The organism is Leisingera sp. ANG59, from assembly GCF_013317235.1.
Classification (GTDB): Bacteria; Pseudomonadota; Alphaproteobacteria; order Rhodobacterales; family Rhodobacteraceae; genus Leisingera.
On record NZ_WLCM01000061.1, the window covers coordinates 1 to 18,530 of the forward strand.

Annotated in this window: 17 protein-coding genes, 1 tRNA gene and 1 pseudogene; 7 read left to right on the forward strand and 12 right to left on the reverse strand. The window is 58.9% G+C overall.

Going from position 1 to position 18,530, the window contains the following annotated elements:
- The coding region (locus tag GKC28_RS24270; protein WP_217433978.1) for an ATP-binding protein at positions 1-120 on the forward strand (120 nt) is incomplete at its 5' end.
- Positions 121-153: 33 nt separating this feature from the next.
- Here GKC28_RS24270 and GKC28_RS24275 read toward each other — a convergent pair.
- From GKC28_RS24275 to GKC28_RS24285, 3 genes are all read right to left on the reverse strand, one after another.
- A complete protein-coding gene (locus tag GKC28_RS24275) occupies positions 154-645 on the reverse strand; it encodes an aldehyde dehydrogenase family protein (RefSeq protein WP_174149532.1) in 492 nt (163 codons plus the stop codon).
- A 65-nt stretch (positions 646-710) separates the two neighbouring features.
- Positions 711-1,463, reverse strand: a complete 753-nt coding sequence (locus GKC28_RS24280; RefSeq protein WP_174149533.1) for a 2OG-Fe(II) oxygenase — start codon at positions 1,461-1,463, stop codon at positions 711-713.
- A 27-nt stretch (positions 1,464-1,490) separates the two neighbouring features.
- Positions 1,491-2,285 (reverse strand): CmcJ/NvfI family oxidoreductase, encoded by a 795-nt coding sequence (locus GKC28_RS24285; protein WP_174149534.1) that lies wholly within the window; start codon positions 2,283-2,285, stop codon positions 1,491-1,493.
- Between the two features lie 157 nt (positions 2,286-2,442).
- Here GKC28_RS24285 and GKC28_RS24290 point away from each other — a divergent pair, with 157 nt between their 5' ends.
- A complete protein-coding gene (locus tag GKC28_RS24290; RefSeq protein ID WP_174149535.1) occupies positions 2,443-3,363 on the forward strand; it encodes a LysR family transcriptional regulator in 921 nt (306 codons plus the stop codon).
- Positions 3,360-3,497 (forward strand): hypothetical protein, encoded by a 138-nt coding sequence (locus GKC28_RS24295; protein ID WP_174149536.1) that lies wholly within the window; start codon positions 3,360-3,362, stop codon positions 3,495-3,497. The genes GKC28_RS24290 and GKC28_RS24295 overlap by 4 nt, the downstream gene beginning before the upstream one ends.
- Positions 3,498-3,851: 354 nt before the next feature.
- Here GKC28_RS24295 and GKC28_RS26610 read toward each other — a convergent pair.
- The 7 genes and pseudogenes from GKC28_RS26610 to GKC28_RS24325 form a co-directional block, all read right to left on the reverse strand.
- Positions 3,852-4,001 (reverse strand): annotated as a pseudogene (locus GKC28_RS26610) (IS110 family transposase); the annotation flags it as partial.
- Positions 4,002-4,114: 113 nt separating this feature from the next.
- Positions 4,115-4,609: a DUF2165 family protein gene (locus GKC28_RS24300; RefSeq protein ID WP_174149537.1), complete on the reverse strand. Its 495-nt coding sequence runs from the start codon at positions 4,607-4,609 to the stop codon at positions 4,115-4,117.
- A gap of 106 nt (positions 4,610-4,715) precedes the next feature.
- On the reverse strand, positions 4,716-5,858 hold the full coding sequence (locus GKC28_RS24305; RefSeq protein ID WP_174149538.1) for an ABC transporter permease: 1,143 nt from the start codon (positions 5,856-5,858) through the stop codon (positions 4,716-4,718).
- 3 nt (positions 5,859-5,861) lie between these two features.
- A complete protein-coding gene (locus tag GKC28_RS24310) occupies positions 5,862-7,079 on the reverse strand; it encodes an ABC transporter permease (RefSeq protein ID WP_174149539.1) in 1,218 nt (405 codons plus the stop codon).
- Positions 7,080-7,084: 5 nt separating this feature from the next.
- Complete coding sequence (locus GKC28_RS24315) at positions 7,085-8,071, reverse strand: HlyD family secretion protein (protein ID WP_174149540.1); 987 nt, start codon at positions 8,069-8,071, stop codon at positions 7,085-7,087.
- Between the two features lie 474 nt (positions 8,072-8,545).
- Complete coding sequence (locus GKC28_RS24320; protein ID WP_174149541.1) at positions 8,546-10,195, reverse strand: AMP-binding protein; 1,650 nt, start codon at positions 10,193-10,195, stop codon at positions 8,546-8,548.
- Between the two features lie 51 nt (positions 10,196-10,246).
- Positions 10,247-11,347, reverse strand: a complete 1,101-nt coding sequence (locus GKC28_RS24325; RefSeq protein ID WP_254604389.1) for a CaiB/BaiF CoA-transferase family protein — start codon at positions 11,345-11,347, stop codon at positions 10,247-10,249.
- A 114-nt stretch (positions 11,348-11,461) separates the two neighbouring features.
- On the opposite strand from GKC28_RS24325, the gene GKC28_RS24330 reads away from it, so the two are divergent.
- From GKC28_RS24330 to GKC28_RS24345, 4 genes are all read left to right on the forward strand, one after another.
- Entirely contained in the window at positions 11,462-12,367 is a 906-nt protein-coding gene (locus GKC28_RS24330; protein WP_174149542.1) for a LysR family transcriptional regulator, read from the forward strand.
- Positions 12,368-12,474: 107 nt separating this feature from the next.
- Entirely contained in the window at positions 12,475-13,626 is a 1,152-nt protein-coding gene (locus GKC28_RS24335) for an acyl-CoA dehydrogenase family protein (RefSeq protein ID WP_174149543.1), read from the forward strand.
- Positions 13,627-13,664: 38 nt separating this feature from the next.
- Positions 13,665-14,870, forward strand: coding sequence for an acetyl-CoA C-acetyltransferase (locus GKC28_RS24340; protein WP_174149544.1), 1,206 nt, complete (start codon positions 13,665-13,667; stop codon positions 14,868-14,870).
- A gap of 14 nt (positions 14,871-14,884) precedes the next feature.
- A complete protein-coding gene (locus GKC28_RS24345; protein ID WP_174149545.1) occupies positions 14,885-17,026 on the forward strand; it encodes a 3-hydroxyacyl-CoA dehydrogenase NAD-binding domain-containing protein in 2,142 nt (713 codons plus the stop codon).
- 230 nt (positions 17,027-17,256) lie between these two features.
- Here GKC28_RS24345 and GKC28_RS24350 read toward each other — a convergent pair whose 3' ends face one another.
- Together GKC28_RS24350 and GKC28_RS24355 are read right to left on the reverse strand one after the other, a co-directional pair.
- Complete coding sequence (locus GKC28_RS24350) at positions 17,257-17,631, reverse strand: DDE-type integrase/transposase/recombinase (protein WP_174149546.1); 375 nt, start codon at positions 17,629-17,631, stop codon at positions 17,257-17,259.
- A 759-nt stretch (positions 17,632-18,390) separates the two neighbouring features.
- Positions 18,391-18,467: transfer RNA gene (locus GKC28_RS24355), tRNA-Met, on the reverse strand.
- Positions 18,468-18,530: the final 63 nt, after the last annotated feature.

An 18,530-nucleotide genomic window follows, 5' to 3' on the forward strand; every position in this document is an offset into this window, starting at 1 on the left:
TTCGGTGACGCCAAGATGACAACCGCGCTTCTGGATCGCGTAACTCATCACTGCGCAATCATCGAGACAGGCAACACGTCATACCGGTTCGCACAGAGCAAGCGACGCAGAAAAACATAAACGTCGCGCAAGCAAAGGCCCCAGACGGACTCGCTATAGGAGGGCGGCCCGCCTGGGGCCTTTGCGCCACAAGGGGTGGGTCAAATTCAAACGCTGAAACCGGGTCAGTTTTGAACGCTCATTGACAGCCATGGCCAGCGGATAGTTCCACGGGGAAATCACTGCTGTAACACCGAGCGGTACGTATTCGACAATTTGTCCGCCAGCCCGCTTTGGCTGGATTGCCTCAGCAACCTCTGACGTGACATGGGGCGCCCCCAAAGCCACGCCCTGCACCTCGCCAGTGGACCGGCGAATGTCCTTACCCATTTCGCGGCTAAGCAGCTGCGCCATGGCGTCAATTTTGCCCGCCAGTGCCTGATAGGCTTTGTTCAGCAGCGCCACACGATCTGTCACCGGGCGTGCAGCCCAGTCTCTCTGGGCAGCATGTGCTGCCTGAACAATTTCAGGGATATCCTGAGCAGCGGTCGTGGACACTTCGCCTACCAGGTCACCATTGCTGGGATCATAGGATTTCAAAGTCATTGTCTTGCTTTCTGTTCCATGAGCCAGCCCGCAGTAGATGCAGGCTGGCCAGGGTTTGGTCTGGTTCACCCGAAGAGGATGTCAGACCGAATGATGTATTTTTCACCCGAGGTGATTTGCTCGCTCGAATGCAGGCAATGCAGTGGGTGATACCCGTGCGGGAAACACAGCACCGCGCCTTTGGGGGTTCGCACCTCAACAAGATTTACGTCGTCGGACCGCTTGGCTGGCTCGGACGGATTGGATTTGCTGACCATGAATTGCGTGCGACCGCCCTCGTATCCATCATTGAGAAAGATGAGGTAGGTGTACTGGCTCAGCTGACCCGGATAGGCGTTATCGACGAGTTTGCCGTCGATGACACGACTGCCCGGCCATGCCCCATCAGAGTGCGGCTTGAAGTAATCGCCCTCGTCATAGCGATAGAACCGGAAACGGGCATTGATACCTGTCGCGGTTTGGCCGTTCACGACCTCGGGAACCAGATGCTTGGAGCGTTCCCACAAGACGCTGTCGATGTTCTCGCTGACCACCCAATTCACATTCTGGTTGTGCCGTACTTCATGCGGAAGCGAAACAGGAGAGTCCTGGTGGAACCCAAGCTGCTCTGCCAGTGCCACGAAATTGTCGGCCTCTTGATCCGAGAGCACATTCAACAGTTGAAACGCACCAGGCACTTCGGGCAAATCCACCCTGGTCACATCGCTGGTATCGCGCTGCTCAAAGGGATTGATCGTTCCGGCCTTGTCGGTCCAGATCGGGAGAGCTTCCGGCCCAAAGCCGGACTCGCGGTTTACAACATACAGATTGTCAGACACGGGTTTGTCCTTTCAGGGGAGCGCGGTTCAGTTGAACCGAACCAACGCGCGGGTTTCGATGCTTTGTCTTGGTTTTGCGTTCTCCGGCAGTACCGTGAGATCGACGGCAGAGTGTCCAATGGCCGGGGTTCCCGCGCTGTCGAACGTGGTGAACACCACCGCTTCTTCAGGGGTCATCTCGGACATATAGATCCAACGATGTTTGTCATTCCGCTTCAGGCCGGTGATTTGACCGCGCCTGTCAGGGTAGATGATGTCGATATCTGTCCAGTCGCCTTCCTGAACGGTAGTCGGATCTGCAAAAGCAAGCGGAGCCGTCTGCACCGGGTGGCTGATCGGACGCCATACATTGATGATGCCGTAGTGCCCTTTCTCCCATTCAGCGGCGGTCTCATCGCCGAGCAATTCGCGCAGGCGAACCGGGCCTGACGTTGCGGAATAGTCGCCGTGAACGTGCCGCGCCGGACGGCGGACATTTTCGTCATCCACCCGTACAGTGTGATCAAAGATGACCACTTCCTGCGCGCCGCCCACCTTCTTGATGAGCGCGTCGATCTCCGGGTCGTACACCGCGCGGAAGGATTGATCTTTGTCGAACTCAGACACCTTGCTCGGCATCGTGATGAACTCTAACCCATGGCTTAAAAATTTCGGGGACTCACCTTCCCGCACGTCATGAAGCGTCACGAGCGTTTGTTCACGAACCGGATCGATGCGGCGACCGATTTCACCGTCAGGATCAATGAAAATCCGAGGTTGGTCCGTGTCAGCAGGAAGGTAATTCACCGTCGCCGTCGCGATCTCTGTCTGCGTGGTTTGCATTGAACTGTCCTTTCCATCGCGCTTGTGTTTGTCGTCGTTGCGGCGAACTTAAGGTTTGCCACTGTTTCGAAAAACAGACCGAACCGGAATTCATCATTCCTATTTCCGCAATAACTGATTAAGGTGATCCGCTAGACGCCACGCCCTGGAACGCCACATGCCTGACCTTGCACAAAGCCTGAAGATTTTCACCAAGGTCGCAGACCACGAGAGTTTTGCGGCTGCAGGCCGAGAATTGAATATGGCCAACTCCTCCGTCACACGGCAGATTGCAGGCTTGGAAGAACAACTTGGCGTGAAGCTGTTTGTGCGCACCACGCGGTCAGTCCGGCTGTCACCAGCGGGTGTGCGTGCCTACGAACGGGTCCAGGAAATTCTGGACGGGTTTGAAACCCTCAAGCGGGACATCCACGGCGAAGACGGCCGTGTTGCGGGCCAGCTGCGCGTCTCTGTCCCCTGGCGCTATGCCAGGCTGTATATTGCGCCGGTCCTCAGTGGGTTCCTGGAGCTCTACCCGGATGTCCGCATCGACATTGTGAGTGATGACAGGATCATCAATCTGGCGGACGCTGGATTTGACGTAGCGATCCGGATCGGGCGGCTTGCCGACTCTGCGCTGATTGCAAAGAAGCTTGGCGAGCAGGCGTTCGTTCTTGCCGCTGCACCCGCCTATCTGCGGGCCCATCCAGATATCGAAACCCATGAAGATCTGGACGGCCAGACCATCCTGACATTCTCCTATTCCACGGCAAACTATTCGTGGAAACTGATGAAAGATGGGCAAACGCATCGCGTTCCGACGCGGCAGGGAAGGTTGACCACCAACAACGCCGATCTCATTACAGCCGCTGCGATTGACGGAGCCGGAATCATCATCCAACCCGCCTGGGCCATTCAGGACCATATCGACAACGGCGATCTGGTGAAGATCCTGCCGAATTACGAAGTCACGTCCACGGCCTTTGAAACCGGTATCTTCGCCGTCTACGCCAAAGAAAACAGACATAATCCCTGCGTTCGCGCATGGGTCGATTATGTCGCCGAGCAATTTGGCAAATGCGAAACAGCCGACACATGATCTGGCTGCAAGGTCTCAGCGACCTGGTTACGATCCTCGAGTTTGGCATCGCAGCAGCCAGTACGCTGCTGCCAAGCCTCGAATATGCGATCATGGGCATGACGGGCGGCATGTTACTCTATGTGTTCTTGTAAAATTTCGTTGTGTTCCCACGCACGGATCTGAGTGCCTATCTGGAATCTCATGAACCGAACCCATCATTCACCTACAACGCGAACCTGTCGTGACGATCATGGAAACTGACGAAACAAAACCAGCTCTCTGTTTGCGGGATCGTCAAGTGCGGGTTCTATTGCCGTTCGGGGTCCTGGTTCTCTACGAAGTCGGTGTTTCCGCTTCCTGATGGCGTCCGGGAGCTGACCAGCCAGAATGTCATTCGCGAAGTGAGCGTCACGCTCCTTCAGCCGCTTTTGACTGGCTTGATCCGCCGCCGTCCCGAAGGACGCTGAACCCGCCCTGTCTCTTGTGGGCGGGATCTCAGTTGGTTGTCAGGTGATAAGTTCCTTTCCCGGTTCAAAGACTGTCTGGTCGCGCCAGATGCACATCATGACGACAGCGAGCTTTCGGGATGCCGCCACTGCGGCTTTCTTGAAGCCCTTCCGATCTTGCAGCCTCTTGGCCCAAGCGCGCAGCTGTGATGGCTTGCCAGCACCGACCATCAACGCCAGGTGGACAGGCAATGACTCGCCCGCCCTTGGAACACGTGAGCTCGTTTTCGCGCAAGATCGACAGGGTCGTCGGTTCACTGGTTTCAGTCCAGATCCGTCTCGGGAAGAACGAGGTAAATAAGAACCCCCAACATCGTCATGAAAATCCGGAAGGCACTTGGTACTCCATTCCAAGTCTCAGACATCCACATACCGAACCACTCGCCGCCCATCGACATGAAGCCCACTTGCCATGTGAGAAACCCCAACGTCAGTCCAGCAATCGCCACCGCCTTGCTCTTATTGAATTCGACCGCTGGCGCGCTTCTGTTCGTCAGAAGTTTGAAGCCGCCGATCCAGCAGAGAAGCGCCGTCAAAGCCTCGAGAAGGATAATGAACAGATAGCCGGCGTGGTGCATCCAGGGAGATTCTATTGCCCGATACTTGATACTGGCCTCCGGGAAAATCGTGTCCATCGAAAACACGTGCTGCACGAATGCGAAATTCGAGCCGTAGTCGGTGACATTCCCGAACACGACGAGCGATGCGAAGAAAGCGATGGCCATGACCAGGAAGGATTTGGAAAGCCGTAGTATCATATCTTGCGGTCCCTTATTTCGCATTTGGGCATCTTCAAATGGCGTAGGGGACGGATTGCATGGCCCTGCTGACCATACGGCTCCCGCGGCCGCTCGCTATCGAGGGTCACGACCGAAACTCCGCCTGCGCATCAGTCAGCCGCATCGCGAGGTACGCCAGCAGCGCGTAGATCAGTGCCAAGACCCAAAGAACCCGAAATTGCCCGGTGACATCCGACAGGTCCGCGCCCATCTGGTTGACGCGCACGGCGGCGTCGATGCCGGAGGTTGACGGGACGAGGCGAGCCACCCACTGCAAGAGCTCGGGCATCGCCTCGCTCGGCCACGCGATGCCGGCCATGAAAAACAGCGGCAATCCGAGCAGACTGCAAACAAGCTGGACGATCAAGGCATCCCGCAGAAGCGCTGCAAGGAACAGGCCAAGCGCCGACGCGGCTAGGCTGAACGGGATCGCGATCGCGAGGCTCGACCAGACATCGCCGATGCGCGGAATGTTATAGACGTAGGGGATGATGATCGTGGCCACGAGGTATAGGAACACGCCGGGGATCATGTAGGAGATTAACTTGCCGATGGTGGCCACTATCGGCGGGGCACTGACCCTTGGGGCTTCTGAAGGCAGGGTGTTCAGCAGGCCGACCCCCATCAGAAGCAGCTGCTGAACGATCAACAGAAAGACGGCCGGAACCACATAGCTGGCATAGCCGCCCTCGGGGTTGAACAGCGGGATCATGTTGATGCGCATTGGTGAAGCCACAGCGAGCGCCTCCTCCGGGTTCATCCCGTCGGCGGCAAGCCGTCCGATCACCACGTTCGTCCCGAGCCGTTGAATGGCGGTGCCGATGGCCGATCGCAGCTTGGAGAAGATGAGGAAATAGCTGGCGTCTCCGTAAAAAGCGACCGCCGCCTGCCGTCCGCTCAACAGCTCGCGTTCGAAATGCTGCGGAATGAAAAGATAGCCCGAGATCCTGCGCTCGAAGACGGCGCGCTCGGCCGAGGCCACATCGGGCAGCTTCATGACGACACGGGCGTTCTGCGACACATCCACGTCGCGGGTGAGCTGCCGCGAGGAGGTCGTGTCGTCCCGGTCCACCACCGCGACCGCGACTTCTCGCAGGACCTCGGAACTGTAGGGTTGCGGATAATAAAGCCCGAGAATTGCAATTGCGATGAAGAAGATTGCGAAGATGCGGCCGTTGCTGACGAGGTTATCCAGTTCGCCACGCACGACAGAAAGAAAGGTTGTCATGGGCTACACCTCCGGCGCCGCTGCTTGACCCGGCGGTTGCGTGCCCGCAGTGGCCGCTTTCCGTCTGATCCGGACGAGGATGAAAAGGAGGAAAGACACTGCGACCGCGAGATAGACAAACTGGTGATGCAGGATCGCAAGCGACACGTCCACTGGCGCCCCTCTCACAGTCTGGTCGATCCGCAATGAAACGTAAGGAGTCGCCGGAAAGATGTTGCCCCACCAGATCGAGAAGGCGTTCATCGCTTCGCGCGGGAACGAGACCCCGAGATAGCCGAACGAGGGAGAGACAGTCAGTGCCAGGACTGACAGCGCCGGCGGTGGCGACCCGATAAAAAGCGCGGCAAGCGCTCCCAGGATTTGACAGGAAAGAAGAAAGACCAGCGCCGACAGAGCCAGGAGCCAGCCCGAGCCGTCGAGGGGCAGCCCGAAATACCCGAACATGATAATGTCGCACACGGCGTGAACCAGGCATGCGACGATCGTCAGCGGCAAGAGCTTGCCCAGGACGGCCGGCACGATGCCGCCGCCCAGACGGCGCAAAATTCTCAGGCTGTGAGGCGTTTCGACGTCCAGCGCAACGCTGTAGCAGGTCGCGAGCGACGTCGTCAGTTGCAAAACCGCGACCACAAGTGCGGCGAGCAGGAAGTGGCTGTAATCGAGTGTGGGATTGAACAGGCCATGGGCGTCCATCGCGACCGGCCGGACGGCAATCGCCGCCTGATCTGCGGCCATGCCGCGTGCCATGCGCGCCGCCGCCTGAACCTGCGCCGCGATCGAAGGCAGGGCCGACGACACGCCGCGCGCCGAGAGGTTGCCGGCAACCATCATCTGCGTGTTGTAGAAAAACGTGATCTCGGGCCGGCGGCCAGCCATGGCATCGCGCGTGAAGTTTTCCGGAACCAAAAGCAGTCCCTGGTAGCTGCCGGAAAGTATCCCGCGTTTCGCTTCCTCCAGATCGACGACTTTCGTCTTGATCCGGATGTCCGGCGCGGCATCGACGAGACGCACAATCTGGCGAGAGCCGGGGCTGTCATCCTGATCGAGCACGGCGATGGGAAGTTCCGTCGCGATGCCGCGCGCATAGACGCTCACCAGGATCAAGAACATCGCAATCGGGATGATGCTTGCGAGCAGGACCAGAAACGGACGGCGGATGAGCCACCGGACTTCGCGCCTGAAGACGAGCCAGAATCCGAGTCGGACGGTTTTCCTCCTCATCGGCCTTAGCGTTCCGTCACCGGGACGTTCACGACCGCGCTCATCCCGGGCCGCAACCCTTCCACCGGCTCGACGGGCTTGCCGCGAATTTCAAATGTGCGCAGGTCGAAATCGCCCGTCGCACGCGTGGCGCGCCACGCCGCGAACTGCCCCAGCACGTTCATCAAGGTAACGCGCGCCTCGACCTCCCTGTCGGCCAGGGCTGGCACCCGCACCGTGCGGACGTCGCCGATCTCGATGCCTTCGAGAAAGTCTTCGCGCACATTGAACGTGAACCACAGATCATTCATATCGACGAGAGAGATCAGGGGGGCGCCCGGACTGAAGTTCTCGCCGATCTCGGCGACGCGCGTTGTCACGAGGCCGCCGACGGGTGCCTTGACCGAAAGCTCGCTGATCTGCGCTTGCACGGACTGCAGGGCCGCCTCGGCCTCTTCGACCCTCGCCCGGGCCAGTTGCCGATCCGCCTCGCTCGCCCCTTCTTTCGTCAGCTGCAGCGTCGCTTGCGCAACGTCCCGCCGCTTCAGGGCGGAGTCGCGATTGCGCACTGCAACATCCAGCTGAGCTTGGGAGAAGGCAGGGGATTCGCGCAGCCTCTGCAAGCGTCCCAGTTCGTGCTCTCTCAGTCCCAGTTCGGCCTCGGCGGCTTCAAGCTCCGCCTGCCGCGCGGCCACTTCCTCATCGCGCACGGTGATGATGCGCTCATAGTCGGCCCTGGCAACTTCGACGGTTGCCTTGCGAGTCTGCAGTGACGCCTGGAGTTCGGGAGATTCCAGCATCACCAGCAAATCGCCCTTCTCGACGGTGTCGCCGACATCTGCACCCAATTCCACGACGCGGCCGGAAACCCGCGCAGAGACATCGTAGCGATCGGCGGACACCTCTCCCTGAAGAATGATCGGATCGGGGCGCGTGGCGAACCACACCCCGAGACCGGCGATCGCCAACACGCCGATAAGGAAAGTGAATTTCTTAGTTGACGTACCTGCCATTGCTTCGCCTTCGCTATTTCAGCTCTGAACTCATTTCAGGAAAGTTGATCGTCAAACGGCTCTCGGCCATCCCGAACCCAAGGATAGGGCAGACCGTCGATACGTGACTCATAACGATGATTTTCACCCAACCCGATTGAACATTCTGCAGCAGTAGGTCGCAGCGCCCCTGGCCGCATGTCGAAGAGACAGGGCTTATGATCACTGTATATAAAGCTTCGGCTCATGATTTCGTGCGGGATCATATGGTGTCGCTCGGCGTTTCCTGCATTAGTCGCGTACCTGCGAATACATGGTACGAAGTTCAACCAGTATACTTTTGGTAACCTGATGGTTGCGCAAGAAACTACGCACAGAGCGGCTTCAGCAAATGAGCGGCAAACGTTCGTGCGGCGCGGGGTGGTCGGCGTGATCAGCGCCATCCGCGTTGTCCCGGTCGAGTGTCAGCAGGTCATTGAAGGGGCCAGTTTTCATTCACAGCAAAACAACCTCGCTGTCTGCTGGCATAGCCACGACACTTTCATACTTTTCCTCAATCAATTCGCGCTTGATCTTCATCGTCGGCGTCAAGAGCTCGTTTTCCACGGTCCATGCATCTGGCACGACGATGATCCGTCCCAATTGCTCGTGCCTCTCAAGCTGAGCATTGACCCTGTCCAGAGATTGGCTCAACGATTGCCGAATTTCATGCTCCGAGACTGCATCAGTGGTTTCATGTGACAGGACAGTTATGGCAACGGGCTGAGGTAAGCCGCTGCCGACCACGCAGACCTGCTCTACATGCTGGTCCTCGAACAACAGGCTTTCAATTGGCACGGGTGCAACGTATTTCCCTTTGGCTGTCTTGAAGACGTCTTTCACGCGCCCGGTGATCCGTACGTATCCGTCACTGTCGATTTCGCCCTTGTCACCCGTGTGCAGCCATCCGTTCGACAATACCTCTTCAGTTTTTTCAGGTTCCTTGTGATAGCAGGAAAACACACCGTCGCCGCGAATTAGGATCTCGCCCTCGGCCGAAATCTTGATTTCTGTTCCGGGCATTGGGTCGCCAATCGTGCCCACCTTGTCGGCGCGATATGGGTAGTTGACGGTCGAGGCTCCACCGGTTTCAGTCATGCCCCACCCTTCGCTGATGTTGATCCCCAGCTTTTCAAACCAATGCAGGATGGCCGGTGAAATCGGAGCCGAGCCGGAGATGCATATGCGGGCGTTCTGCAGGCCAAGCTGGGTCTTAATTTTCTTACGGACGACATTGCCCAAAACGGGAAGGCGCAGCAGGAGATCGAGTTTGCGTTGGGGCATTTTGCCCAAAACACCCGAGTGAAACTTCATCCAAAGACGGGGGACGGACTGGAAAATCGTTGGTGCGGCATTTCGCAGATCATCGGCGAAGGTATCGAGGGAGTCCACAAACGAAACCGAAGCTCCATGGTACAAGCTGCCATGTTCAATCACGCCGCGCTCGAACGCATGCGCCAGTGGCAGATACGAAATCAGGCGATCCTCGGGTCGCAGTTCCAATTTCTCCATCGGCACCTTGCCGCCATAGGCCATGTTTCGGCAGGTCAGTTCAACGCCCTTGGGCTTACCGGTGGATCCCGACGTATAGACAATGGTCAAAAGATCATCCAATGCAGCTCTCGCAACGGGCTGCAGCGGATCATGGGTCTCGATCAGATCCTGCCACCGGTGATCGCAATGCAAGGTTGGATAGGGCATTGCAATTGTGGTGATATCCTCGGGCAATCCTGACTTGACCAGAGTCATGTCATCCAGCTTGCCGATGAAAGCCACCTTGGATTCACTGTGTTCCAGGATATACTGGATCGTTTCCGGCGATGCCGTCGGATAAACCGGCGCCGACACCAGCCCGGCGGCCTGGATCGCAAAATCTGCAATGAACCATTCAGCACTGTTCTTGGCGATGATGGCGACCCGGTCACCGCCTTCCAGCCCCATCGAGAGCAGAGCGCTAGCCATGCGACGTGTCTGATCCCAGACCGTTGCCCAGGTCATTTCGCGAATTTTTCCGTGTTCCGGCTGCCGCAGATAAACACTCTGAGGGCGTGTTCGCGCCCAGTGTTCCAACAAATCGATCGGGCATTCCAGGTCTGTAGCAGTCATATCACGTCCTCCCCACGTGTTTGTTTCTGGGTTCCGCGCAACAAGCGGGTGTCAGGCCGGCGAAATCCATTCGCTGAGGACCTCTTCAGTATGTTCTCCCGGCTTGGGTGCAGGCCGATCCGGGCGGTTCGGTACATTGCGGAATCTGGGTGCCGGTGCCGGATGCTGCCGCCCGTCAAACTCTACGAAGGTTTCGCGCGCGATATTGTGAGGATGCGAAGGAGCCTCACCCAGCGACAGAACCGGCGCGAAACACACGTCAGTGCCCTCCATGATTTCGCACCACTCGTCACGCGACTTGCCCTTGATCACGCGTGCCAACTTATCTTTCATGTCCGGCCACCTGGCCGGGTTCATCTGCGTGGCAAAAACGGGATCATCGGACAGGCCGGTTTTCTCCATTAGAACTGCGAAAAACTGTGGTTCGATTGACCCGATGCTGATGTATTTTCCGTCCGCACATTCATAGGTGTCATAGAAAGGCGCGGCGCCGTCGAGAAAGTTGGATCCGCGCTGATCCTGCCAAAGCCCCATACCCTTGAGATCATGGAACATGGCCATCAACAGTGCGCTGCCATCGCTCATCGCAGCGTCGATCACCTGCCCCTCACCTGTCGTTTTAGCGCGCAGTATTCCGGCAAGCATTCCCATTGCAAGGAACATCGCACCACCGCCATAGTCCCCCACAAGATTCAGCGGAGGCGAAGGTGGAACCGCCGGCCGCCCCATCGCCCCCAACGCGCCGGAAATCGCGATGTAGTTCAGGTCGTGCCCGGCAGCCTGCGATAGGGGGCCCTCTTGTCCCCAGCCCGTCATGCGCCCGTATACCAGCGCCGGGTTGCGCGCCAACGCCACGTCCGGGCCAAGGCCCATGCGTTCCATCACGCCGGGGCGAAACCCTTCGAACAAGGCGTCAGCGGCTGCAATCAGATCGAGCGCCTTCGTCACTCCGTCGGCACTTTTCAGGTCCAGCGCCACCGAGCGGCGGCCACGCCCCGTGACCGGCCCAACGCCTTGAGGGGTCACGCCGGGACGGTCGATCCGCACCACGTCCGCCCCCAGGTCGGATAAAAGCATGCCGCAGAACGGCCCTGGCCCAATGCCAGCAAACTCCAAAATGCGAATGCCACTTAGCGGTTTCTCTTGCATCATGTCCTCCGTTCCAAACCCGGCAAATTGCAAGGGCGCCTGCGAACGGAAGGGAGCCATAGACCTGACTGCAAATCCAATCTATTTTACAGTGACAATATCTAATTCAGGAATACCATGTTCACATCGACCAAGCTCCGGCAGATCGTTGCCATAGACAGGGCGGGATCGCTCTCTGCCGCATCAAAGGTTCTGAATGTCAGCCAGTCGACGCTCACCAAGGCCGTTGCCGACGTGGAACAGGACCTTGGTCTGGCAATCTTTCATCGCACCGCCCGCGGGGTGTCAGCAACGCCTGAAGGACGGGAGTTTTTGAATCGAGCCGAAAGGATCGTCGCTGATTTCGACATGCTGGTTGAGGATACCCGATCCCAGAAGGAACAGATCGACCAGGTTCTGCGGGTTGGCATTTCTCCGGCCTCGCAGGAAGGTCTGTTTAACCGCGCCATTGCTCATTTGTTGAAAACCAGCCCGGATATTTGCCTGAACATGGTGGGCCTGCCGGTTGAGCGTGGGGTCCGGATGCTGAAGCGCGGAGACCTTGATCTGCTGTTTGCTCCAACAGAAGACTTGGCGCGAGAGCCAGACTTTTCCGTCGAAGAGCTAGGCACATTCCATCCCCGGCTCTTTTGCCGCAGAGGGCATCCCATTCTGTCAGAACCACAGATTTCGCTGGAACTGATTGGACGATACCGAGTGGTCTCGCCTGATTATCATGTCGGTTATGCGCAGCGCTTCGCCGAGTTTCTGTTGCAGGGCGACGTCGATCCACGTCGTGGGCTGCACATCATCGAAAACTTTGTCGTGACCCAAACGGCCGTCGCTGAATCCGACCTGATTGGCATTGTCAGCAGCACCTATGGCAGTACGCGCAGTTTCCAGAAGAACTTTGCGCTGCTTGATCTGGATGTCTTCCCTCAACTGAACATGGGCGTTGCGCATCTGTCGCGCTGGCTGCCAAGCCGGGCCGTTCGCGCCTGTCTTGCCGCAGTTCGGAAGTTCCCGCCTGATGCTGAAGCCTGAAGACTTCTTCTGAGATATTCATTTTTTAGATATTAACGTATTCATTTCGATTTGAGTAAGGGTGCGCCCGATGTTTCTCTTTCAGCCAAATGGACTGGAGGACTCCAATGTTGCACCGCACCCTCTTTGAACCGGAGCACGACATGTTCCGCGAAGCGTTTCGCAAGTTCGTCGAAACCGAGATCAGTCCCCATCACGCGGCATGGGAGACTGACCAGCACATCAGCCGGGATGCCTGGCGGAAGGCTGGCGAACAGGGTTTCCTATGCCCAACCATCCCCGAGGAATATGGTGGCGCAGGCGTGGACCGCCGGTTCAGCCTCATCATCCTCGAAGAACTCTACGGCGCCAACGCGAGCGGCCCCGGTTTCGCGCTGCATTCCGACATTGTCGCCCCTTACATCCGGAATTACGGCACCCCGGAGCAAAAGCAAACCTGGTTGCCGAAAATGGCCACGGGCGAGGTCATCGGCGCCATCGCTATGACTGAACCGGGTACGGGGTCTGACCTGCAGGGCATCAAGACACGGGCCGTGGCGGATGGTGACGAACTGGTTCTGGATGGTGAGAAGATCTTCATCACCAACGGTTTCATGGCCGATCTTGTTATCGTCGCCGCACAGGTTGTTGATCCGGCCGTGGGTGGCGAACCGAAACTGTCACTGGTGCTTGTCGAAGCCGGCCGCGACGGGTTCACCAAGGAAAAACCGCTGAAGAAACTGGGCCAAAAAGCTCAGGACACCTGTATCCTGAACTTCTCAGGCGTACGCGTTCCCATATCAAACGTCCTTGGCGGAGAAAAGGCCGTTGGTGGCGGGTTGATGATGCTGTTTGGTGAACTTGCCTGGGAACGGCTCATGATCGCCATCGGGGCAGTAGCAGGTGCCAAGTTCTGTTACGAACAAGCACTTAGCTACACCAAAGAGCGCCAGGCCTTTGGCCGCCCCTTGGCCGAGTTTCAGGATGTGCGGTTCAAGCTCGCTGACATGAAGGTCAAAATCTCAGCGGGACAGGCCATGGTTGACCAATGCATGACCAATCTTGCCCTCGACAAACTGCGGGCCGAAGACGCCGCCGGCGCCAAACTCTGGTGCAGTGAAATGGCGTTTGAAGTGGCGGACACAGCGCTGCAAATGCATGGCGGCTATGGCTACATGCAGGAATACCCGATCACTCGCGCCTTCGCCGACATTCGGGCGCATCGCATCTACGGTGGCGCCAACGAGATCATGAAAGAACTGATCTCGCGCAAGCTCTGATCGCCAAAACAACCATTCCGACAGAAAGAGGTACTCTTATGTCCCAGGCATTTATTTATGACGCAGTGAGAACGCCTAGGTCCAAAGGCAAAGCGGGCGGCACTCTGAACGAAGTCAAACCGGTCCGATTGGCCGCAGGGCTGTTGGAGGCTTTGCAGGAACGCCATGACCTCGACACCGCGAAGGTCGAGGACGTCATCCTGGGATGCGTCGCCCCCTTGATGGATCAGGGCTCGTGCATCGCCAAGGCCGCTGTGATGTCCGCCGGATGGGACGAGGCCGTGCCCGGTGTGCAGCTTGACCGGTTTTGCGGATCCGGGCTTGAGGCGGTGAACATCGCCGCCGCCAAGGTCGGCTCGGGCCAGCAGGACCTGGTCGTTGCGGGCGGTCTGGAATCGATGAGCCGCGTGCCGCTCGGATCCTCCGGCGGCCCAATGCTCTTTGACCCGGAATTCGTCATCGAGAACAAGTCCGCCCCGCAGGGGATCGGCGCTGATCTGATCGCCACGATCGACGGATACAGCCGCGAAGATGTCGACGCCTTTGCCGTGGAAAGCCAGCGCCGTGCGGCGCATGCGCGGGACAATGGCTGGTTCGACCGCTCGGTCGTGCCGGTCCGGGATGAGTCCGGTCTGGTCATTCAGCAGCGTGACGATTTCATCAAACCCGGCACCGATATGCAGAAGCTGGGGTCGCTGAAGGCCTCGTTCGCGCAGATGGGCGGCTTTGGTTTTGACGACATGGCGCTGGCGAAATACCCCGAAGTGCAGGCCATCAATCATGTCCACACGCCCGGCAACAGCTCGGGGATCGTTGATGGGGCATCGGCGGTCATGATCGGCTCGGAACAGGCAGGCAAGGATCTGGGGATGGAGCCGCGCGGGCGGATCGTCGCCTCAACCGTCATTGCCACCGACCCGGTCATCATGCTGGCCGGTCCGGGACCGGCGGCGCACAAGTGCCTGGAAAAGGCGGGGCTGTCCGTCAAGGACATCGACATCTGGGAGATCAACGAAGCCTTCGCCTCGGTCGCCCTGCGCTACATGAAGGATCTGGGCATCGACCACGAGATCACCAACGTCAACGGCGGCGCGATCGCGTTGGGCCACCCGTTGGGCGCAACCGGCGGCATGCTGGTTTCCACCGTGCTGGACGAGCTTGAGCGGCGGGATGCCAAACGGGCAATGGTGTCGCTGTGCGTCGCTGGCGGCATGGGAATTTCCACGCTTATCGAGCGCGTTTGAGAAGGAATAGTCACATGGGCGAATTTACATACGAAAAAGACGCAGACGGCATCGTGACCGTGACCATGAATATGGACGGTCCCGTGAACTCGATGAGCAAAGAGTTCGGGCCGCTCTATGCCGGCATGGTGAACAAGCTTGAGGCCGAAGCGGGGCTGAAAGGCGTCATTCTGACCTCGGGCAAAGAAACGTTCTTTGCCGGGGGTGACCTCAAGCGGCTGGTGGCGATCGAGCAGGATCAGCTGCAGGACGTGTTTGACGAGGTCGAGGGCATCAAGGCCGATATGCGCCGTCTGGAACAGCTGCCGGTTCCGGTGGTCGCCGCGATCAACGGCGCGGCTTTGGGCGGCGGTTATGAGCTGTGCCTCGCCTCTAACTACCGGATCGCCGCGGACAACCCGAAATCCAAGATCGGCCTGCCCGAGGTCACGCTGGGCCTGTTGCCCGGTGGCGGCGGCGTTGTGCGCCTGACCTGGCTGCTGGGACTGGAAGCTGCGATCCCATTCCTGCTGGAAGGCAAGCAACTGGCCCCTGCCGCAGCCCTGAAGGCGGGGCTGGTGCAGGAAGTTGTCGAGGCTGACGCCCTGCTGACCCGCGCCCGCGAATGGATCCTCTCCGTTCAGGGCGACGAGACGGCGGCAAGGCAGCTCTGGGACACCAAGGGCTATCGCATTCCCGGTGGCGGGTCGAACTCGCCCAGATTGGCCCCCAAGATTGCGGGCGCTTCGGCGATGCTGTTCCAGAAAACGCGCGGCCTGCTGCCTGCGCCGGCCAGGATTCTGGACGTCATGGTCGAAGCCGGCAAGCTGGATTTCGACACGGCGCTGCGCTATGAAACCCGCCAGTTCTGCGCGCTGCTTGTGTCGCCCGAAGCGAAGAACATGATCTCGACCTTCTTCTTTGGTCTCAATCAGGTCAATGGCGGCGCCAGCCGACCCAAGGACATCCCGCGCAGCAAGGTGGGCAAGCTGGGCATTCTGGGTGCAGGCATGATGGGACAGGGGATCGCCTATTCCTCGGCCATGGCCGGCATCGAGGTCGTGTTGAAGGATATGACGCAAGAGGCTGCTGATCGCGGCAAAGCCTATACCGAGAAACTGCTGGCAAAACGTGTCCAGCGGGGCCGCATGGACGAGGCGAAAGCCGCCGAGGTTCTGGGCCGGATCAAGGCCAGCGCCGATATGGAAGACTTGCGCGGCTGCGACATGATCATCGAAGCGGTCTTTGAAAAGATCGAAGTCAAGGACAAGGTGATCGCCGAGACCGAAGAGTATCTGGCCGGGAACGGGGTCTGGGGCTCGAACACCTCGACCCTGCCGATCACGCGGCTGGGGTCTAAAGCGCAGAACCCGAAGAACTTTGTCGGCCTGCACTTCTTCTCGCCAGTCGACAAGATGCCGCTGCTGGAGATCATCGCGGGCGAGGAAACCTCGGACGAGACGCTGGCGCGGGCGTTCGACTTTGCCCAGCAAATCCGCAAGACGCCGATCATTGTCGGGGACAAGACGGGTTTCTTCACCTCGCGCACGATCGGCACGAAGATCATCGAAGGTGTGCAACTGGTCGCCGAGGGGCATGATCCTCTGCGGGTGGACAACCTGTCCAGACTGATCGGAATGCCCACGGGGATGTTGTCGCTGCTGGACGAAGTTCAGATCAAGCTGGTGACGGATATCTATCGCACGCAGATCGAAATGGGCCTGCTGGACCCCGCCGAGGAACAAAACCCCGAGGCGCGGGCGATGCTGGCGGACATGCTGGACAATCACGACCGCCATGGCCGCGCGACCGGCAAGGGGTTCTACGACTACGCAGACGGCGGCAAGGCGATCTGGTCCGGCCTGTCCAAGTGGCGTAAGGATGATACCGATATTTCGGACCGGGACATTCAGGACCGCATCCTGTTCCGCCCGGTTTTGGAAAGCCTGCGGTGTCTCGAGGAGGGCGTTCTGCGCAGCGCCGCCGATGGCAATATCGGGTCGATCATGGGTATCGGAGCGCCGGTCCACACCGGGGGATATATCCAGTATGTGAACACCTATGGCCTGGATCGGTTCATCGCGCGCTGTGAGGAACTGGCCGGGAAGTACGGCCCGCGCTTCCAGCCCCCCGCAATCCTGCGCGAATACGCTGCGGAAGGGCGAATGTTCCAATAGGAGCGTTGGCGGGTACAGCTCCAATCTCCTTGGCCACTGCCGTGGCCAAGGCAGCACCGGCGCGGGGATGCCAAGCTGTCTGGTCGATGTGATCCGGTCAGGAAGGCAAAACCCCGAGGGGTGGAGACGGGTCCGATGCATTAATGGCAGAGAGCCGTGTTTGTCGTCGGCTTTGCTCCCCCATCACGCAGCCTCTTGGAACAGTGTGTCGATGAAGGCGATCTCGTTGGTCACCCCGCTTTCACAATTCTCGAATCGGCCGTTTCAAATGGTGCGGAAGTTCCGATGCCAGCGAGCGCGGCCTTGGCTGCGGCAAGCGTCTGGAACCCGCGCATGGGACGCAATCTCTGCTTCAGTGCGGCATGATCTCTCTCGATCCGGTTGTTCAAATACTTGCGGTCAACGTGGCGGATAGCATTATCAGGCCCAAGTCGACCGTTAATCTCGCCGATCACCTTTGCATAGCTGTGCGCCTTGTCGGTGACGATTGTAAGCGGCTGATAACACCGAACGGTGTCTCGCGCTTGGCGCAGAAATGCCCTTGCTGCCTTGGCATCCCGCCGCGCCGTCAGGCGGAAATCGATCAACTGGCCGAACTGATCCACGGCCCTCCAAAGGCATCTGCAACCTCAGATCTGCTTGACTGATCCGAGTGTCTGCGAAGACGACGAAAATCCCGAGAGACTTGTTTGGTTTTGTGCGGCTTGTACTCACTAGGCAAGTTGCAATCCCGGGCTGGACCCCGGTTTTGCAACTTTCCGTTCGCGAGGGGGATACCCCCTTCGATCCCCTCCTCGTCAGCTTGTTTTCGGCCTTCGCCTCTACAAGCTTCCTGCGGCCAGCAGCCTGCTGGACCCGCCCTACCGGGAGCGGGTGTCGCGGCTGATCAGGAGCCTTGGCACGGCCGAGGGCATGGAAGAGGCCAAGGAAGCGCTGCGCGCTTTGGTGGAGCGGATCGTGCTGACGCCTGCGGCGGAGGGCACNGCTGGACCCCGGTTTTGCAACTTTCCGTTCGCGAGGGGGATACCCCCTTCGATCCCCTCCTCGTCAGCTTGTTTTCGGCCTTCGCCTCTACAAGCTTCCTGCGGCCAGCAGCCTGCTGGACCCGCCCTACCGGGAGCGGGTGTCGCGGCTGATCAGGAGCCTTGGCACGGCCGAGGGCATGGAAGAGGCCAAGGAAGCGCTGCGCGCTTTGGTGGAGCGGATCGTGCTGACGCCTGCGGCGGAGGGCACTGGCCTGGATCTGACCCTTGAAGGGGATCTGGCCGGGCTGCTGCGTCTTGCAGCGGCTGCGGAAGGCCCGGACACGAAGAAGGCTCCGGACGGTTTGCCCGAAGCCTTTGATATATCTGAGGAAATTGTGTTGGTTGCGGGAGCAGGATTTGAACCTGCGACCTTCAGGTTATGAGCCTGACGAGCTACCTGGCTGCTCCATCCCGCGGCAGGTTTTTTGTTGCATCGTTTAAGAGAGGTTTTGTTGGATTTTACTAGGTTTGGCGGTGAC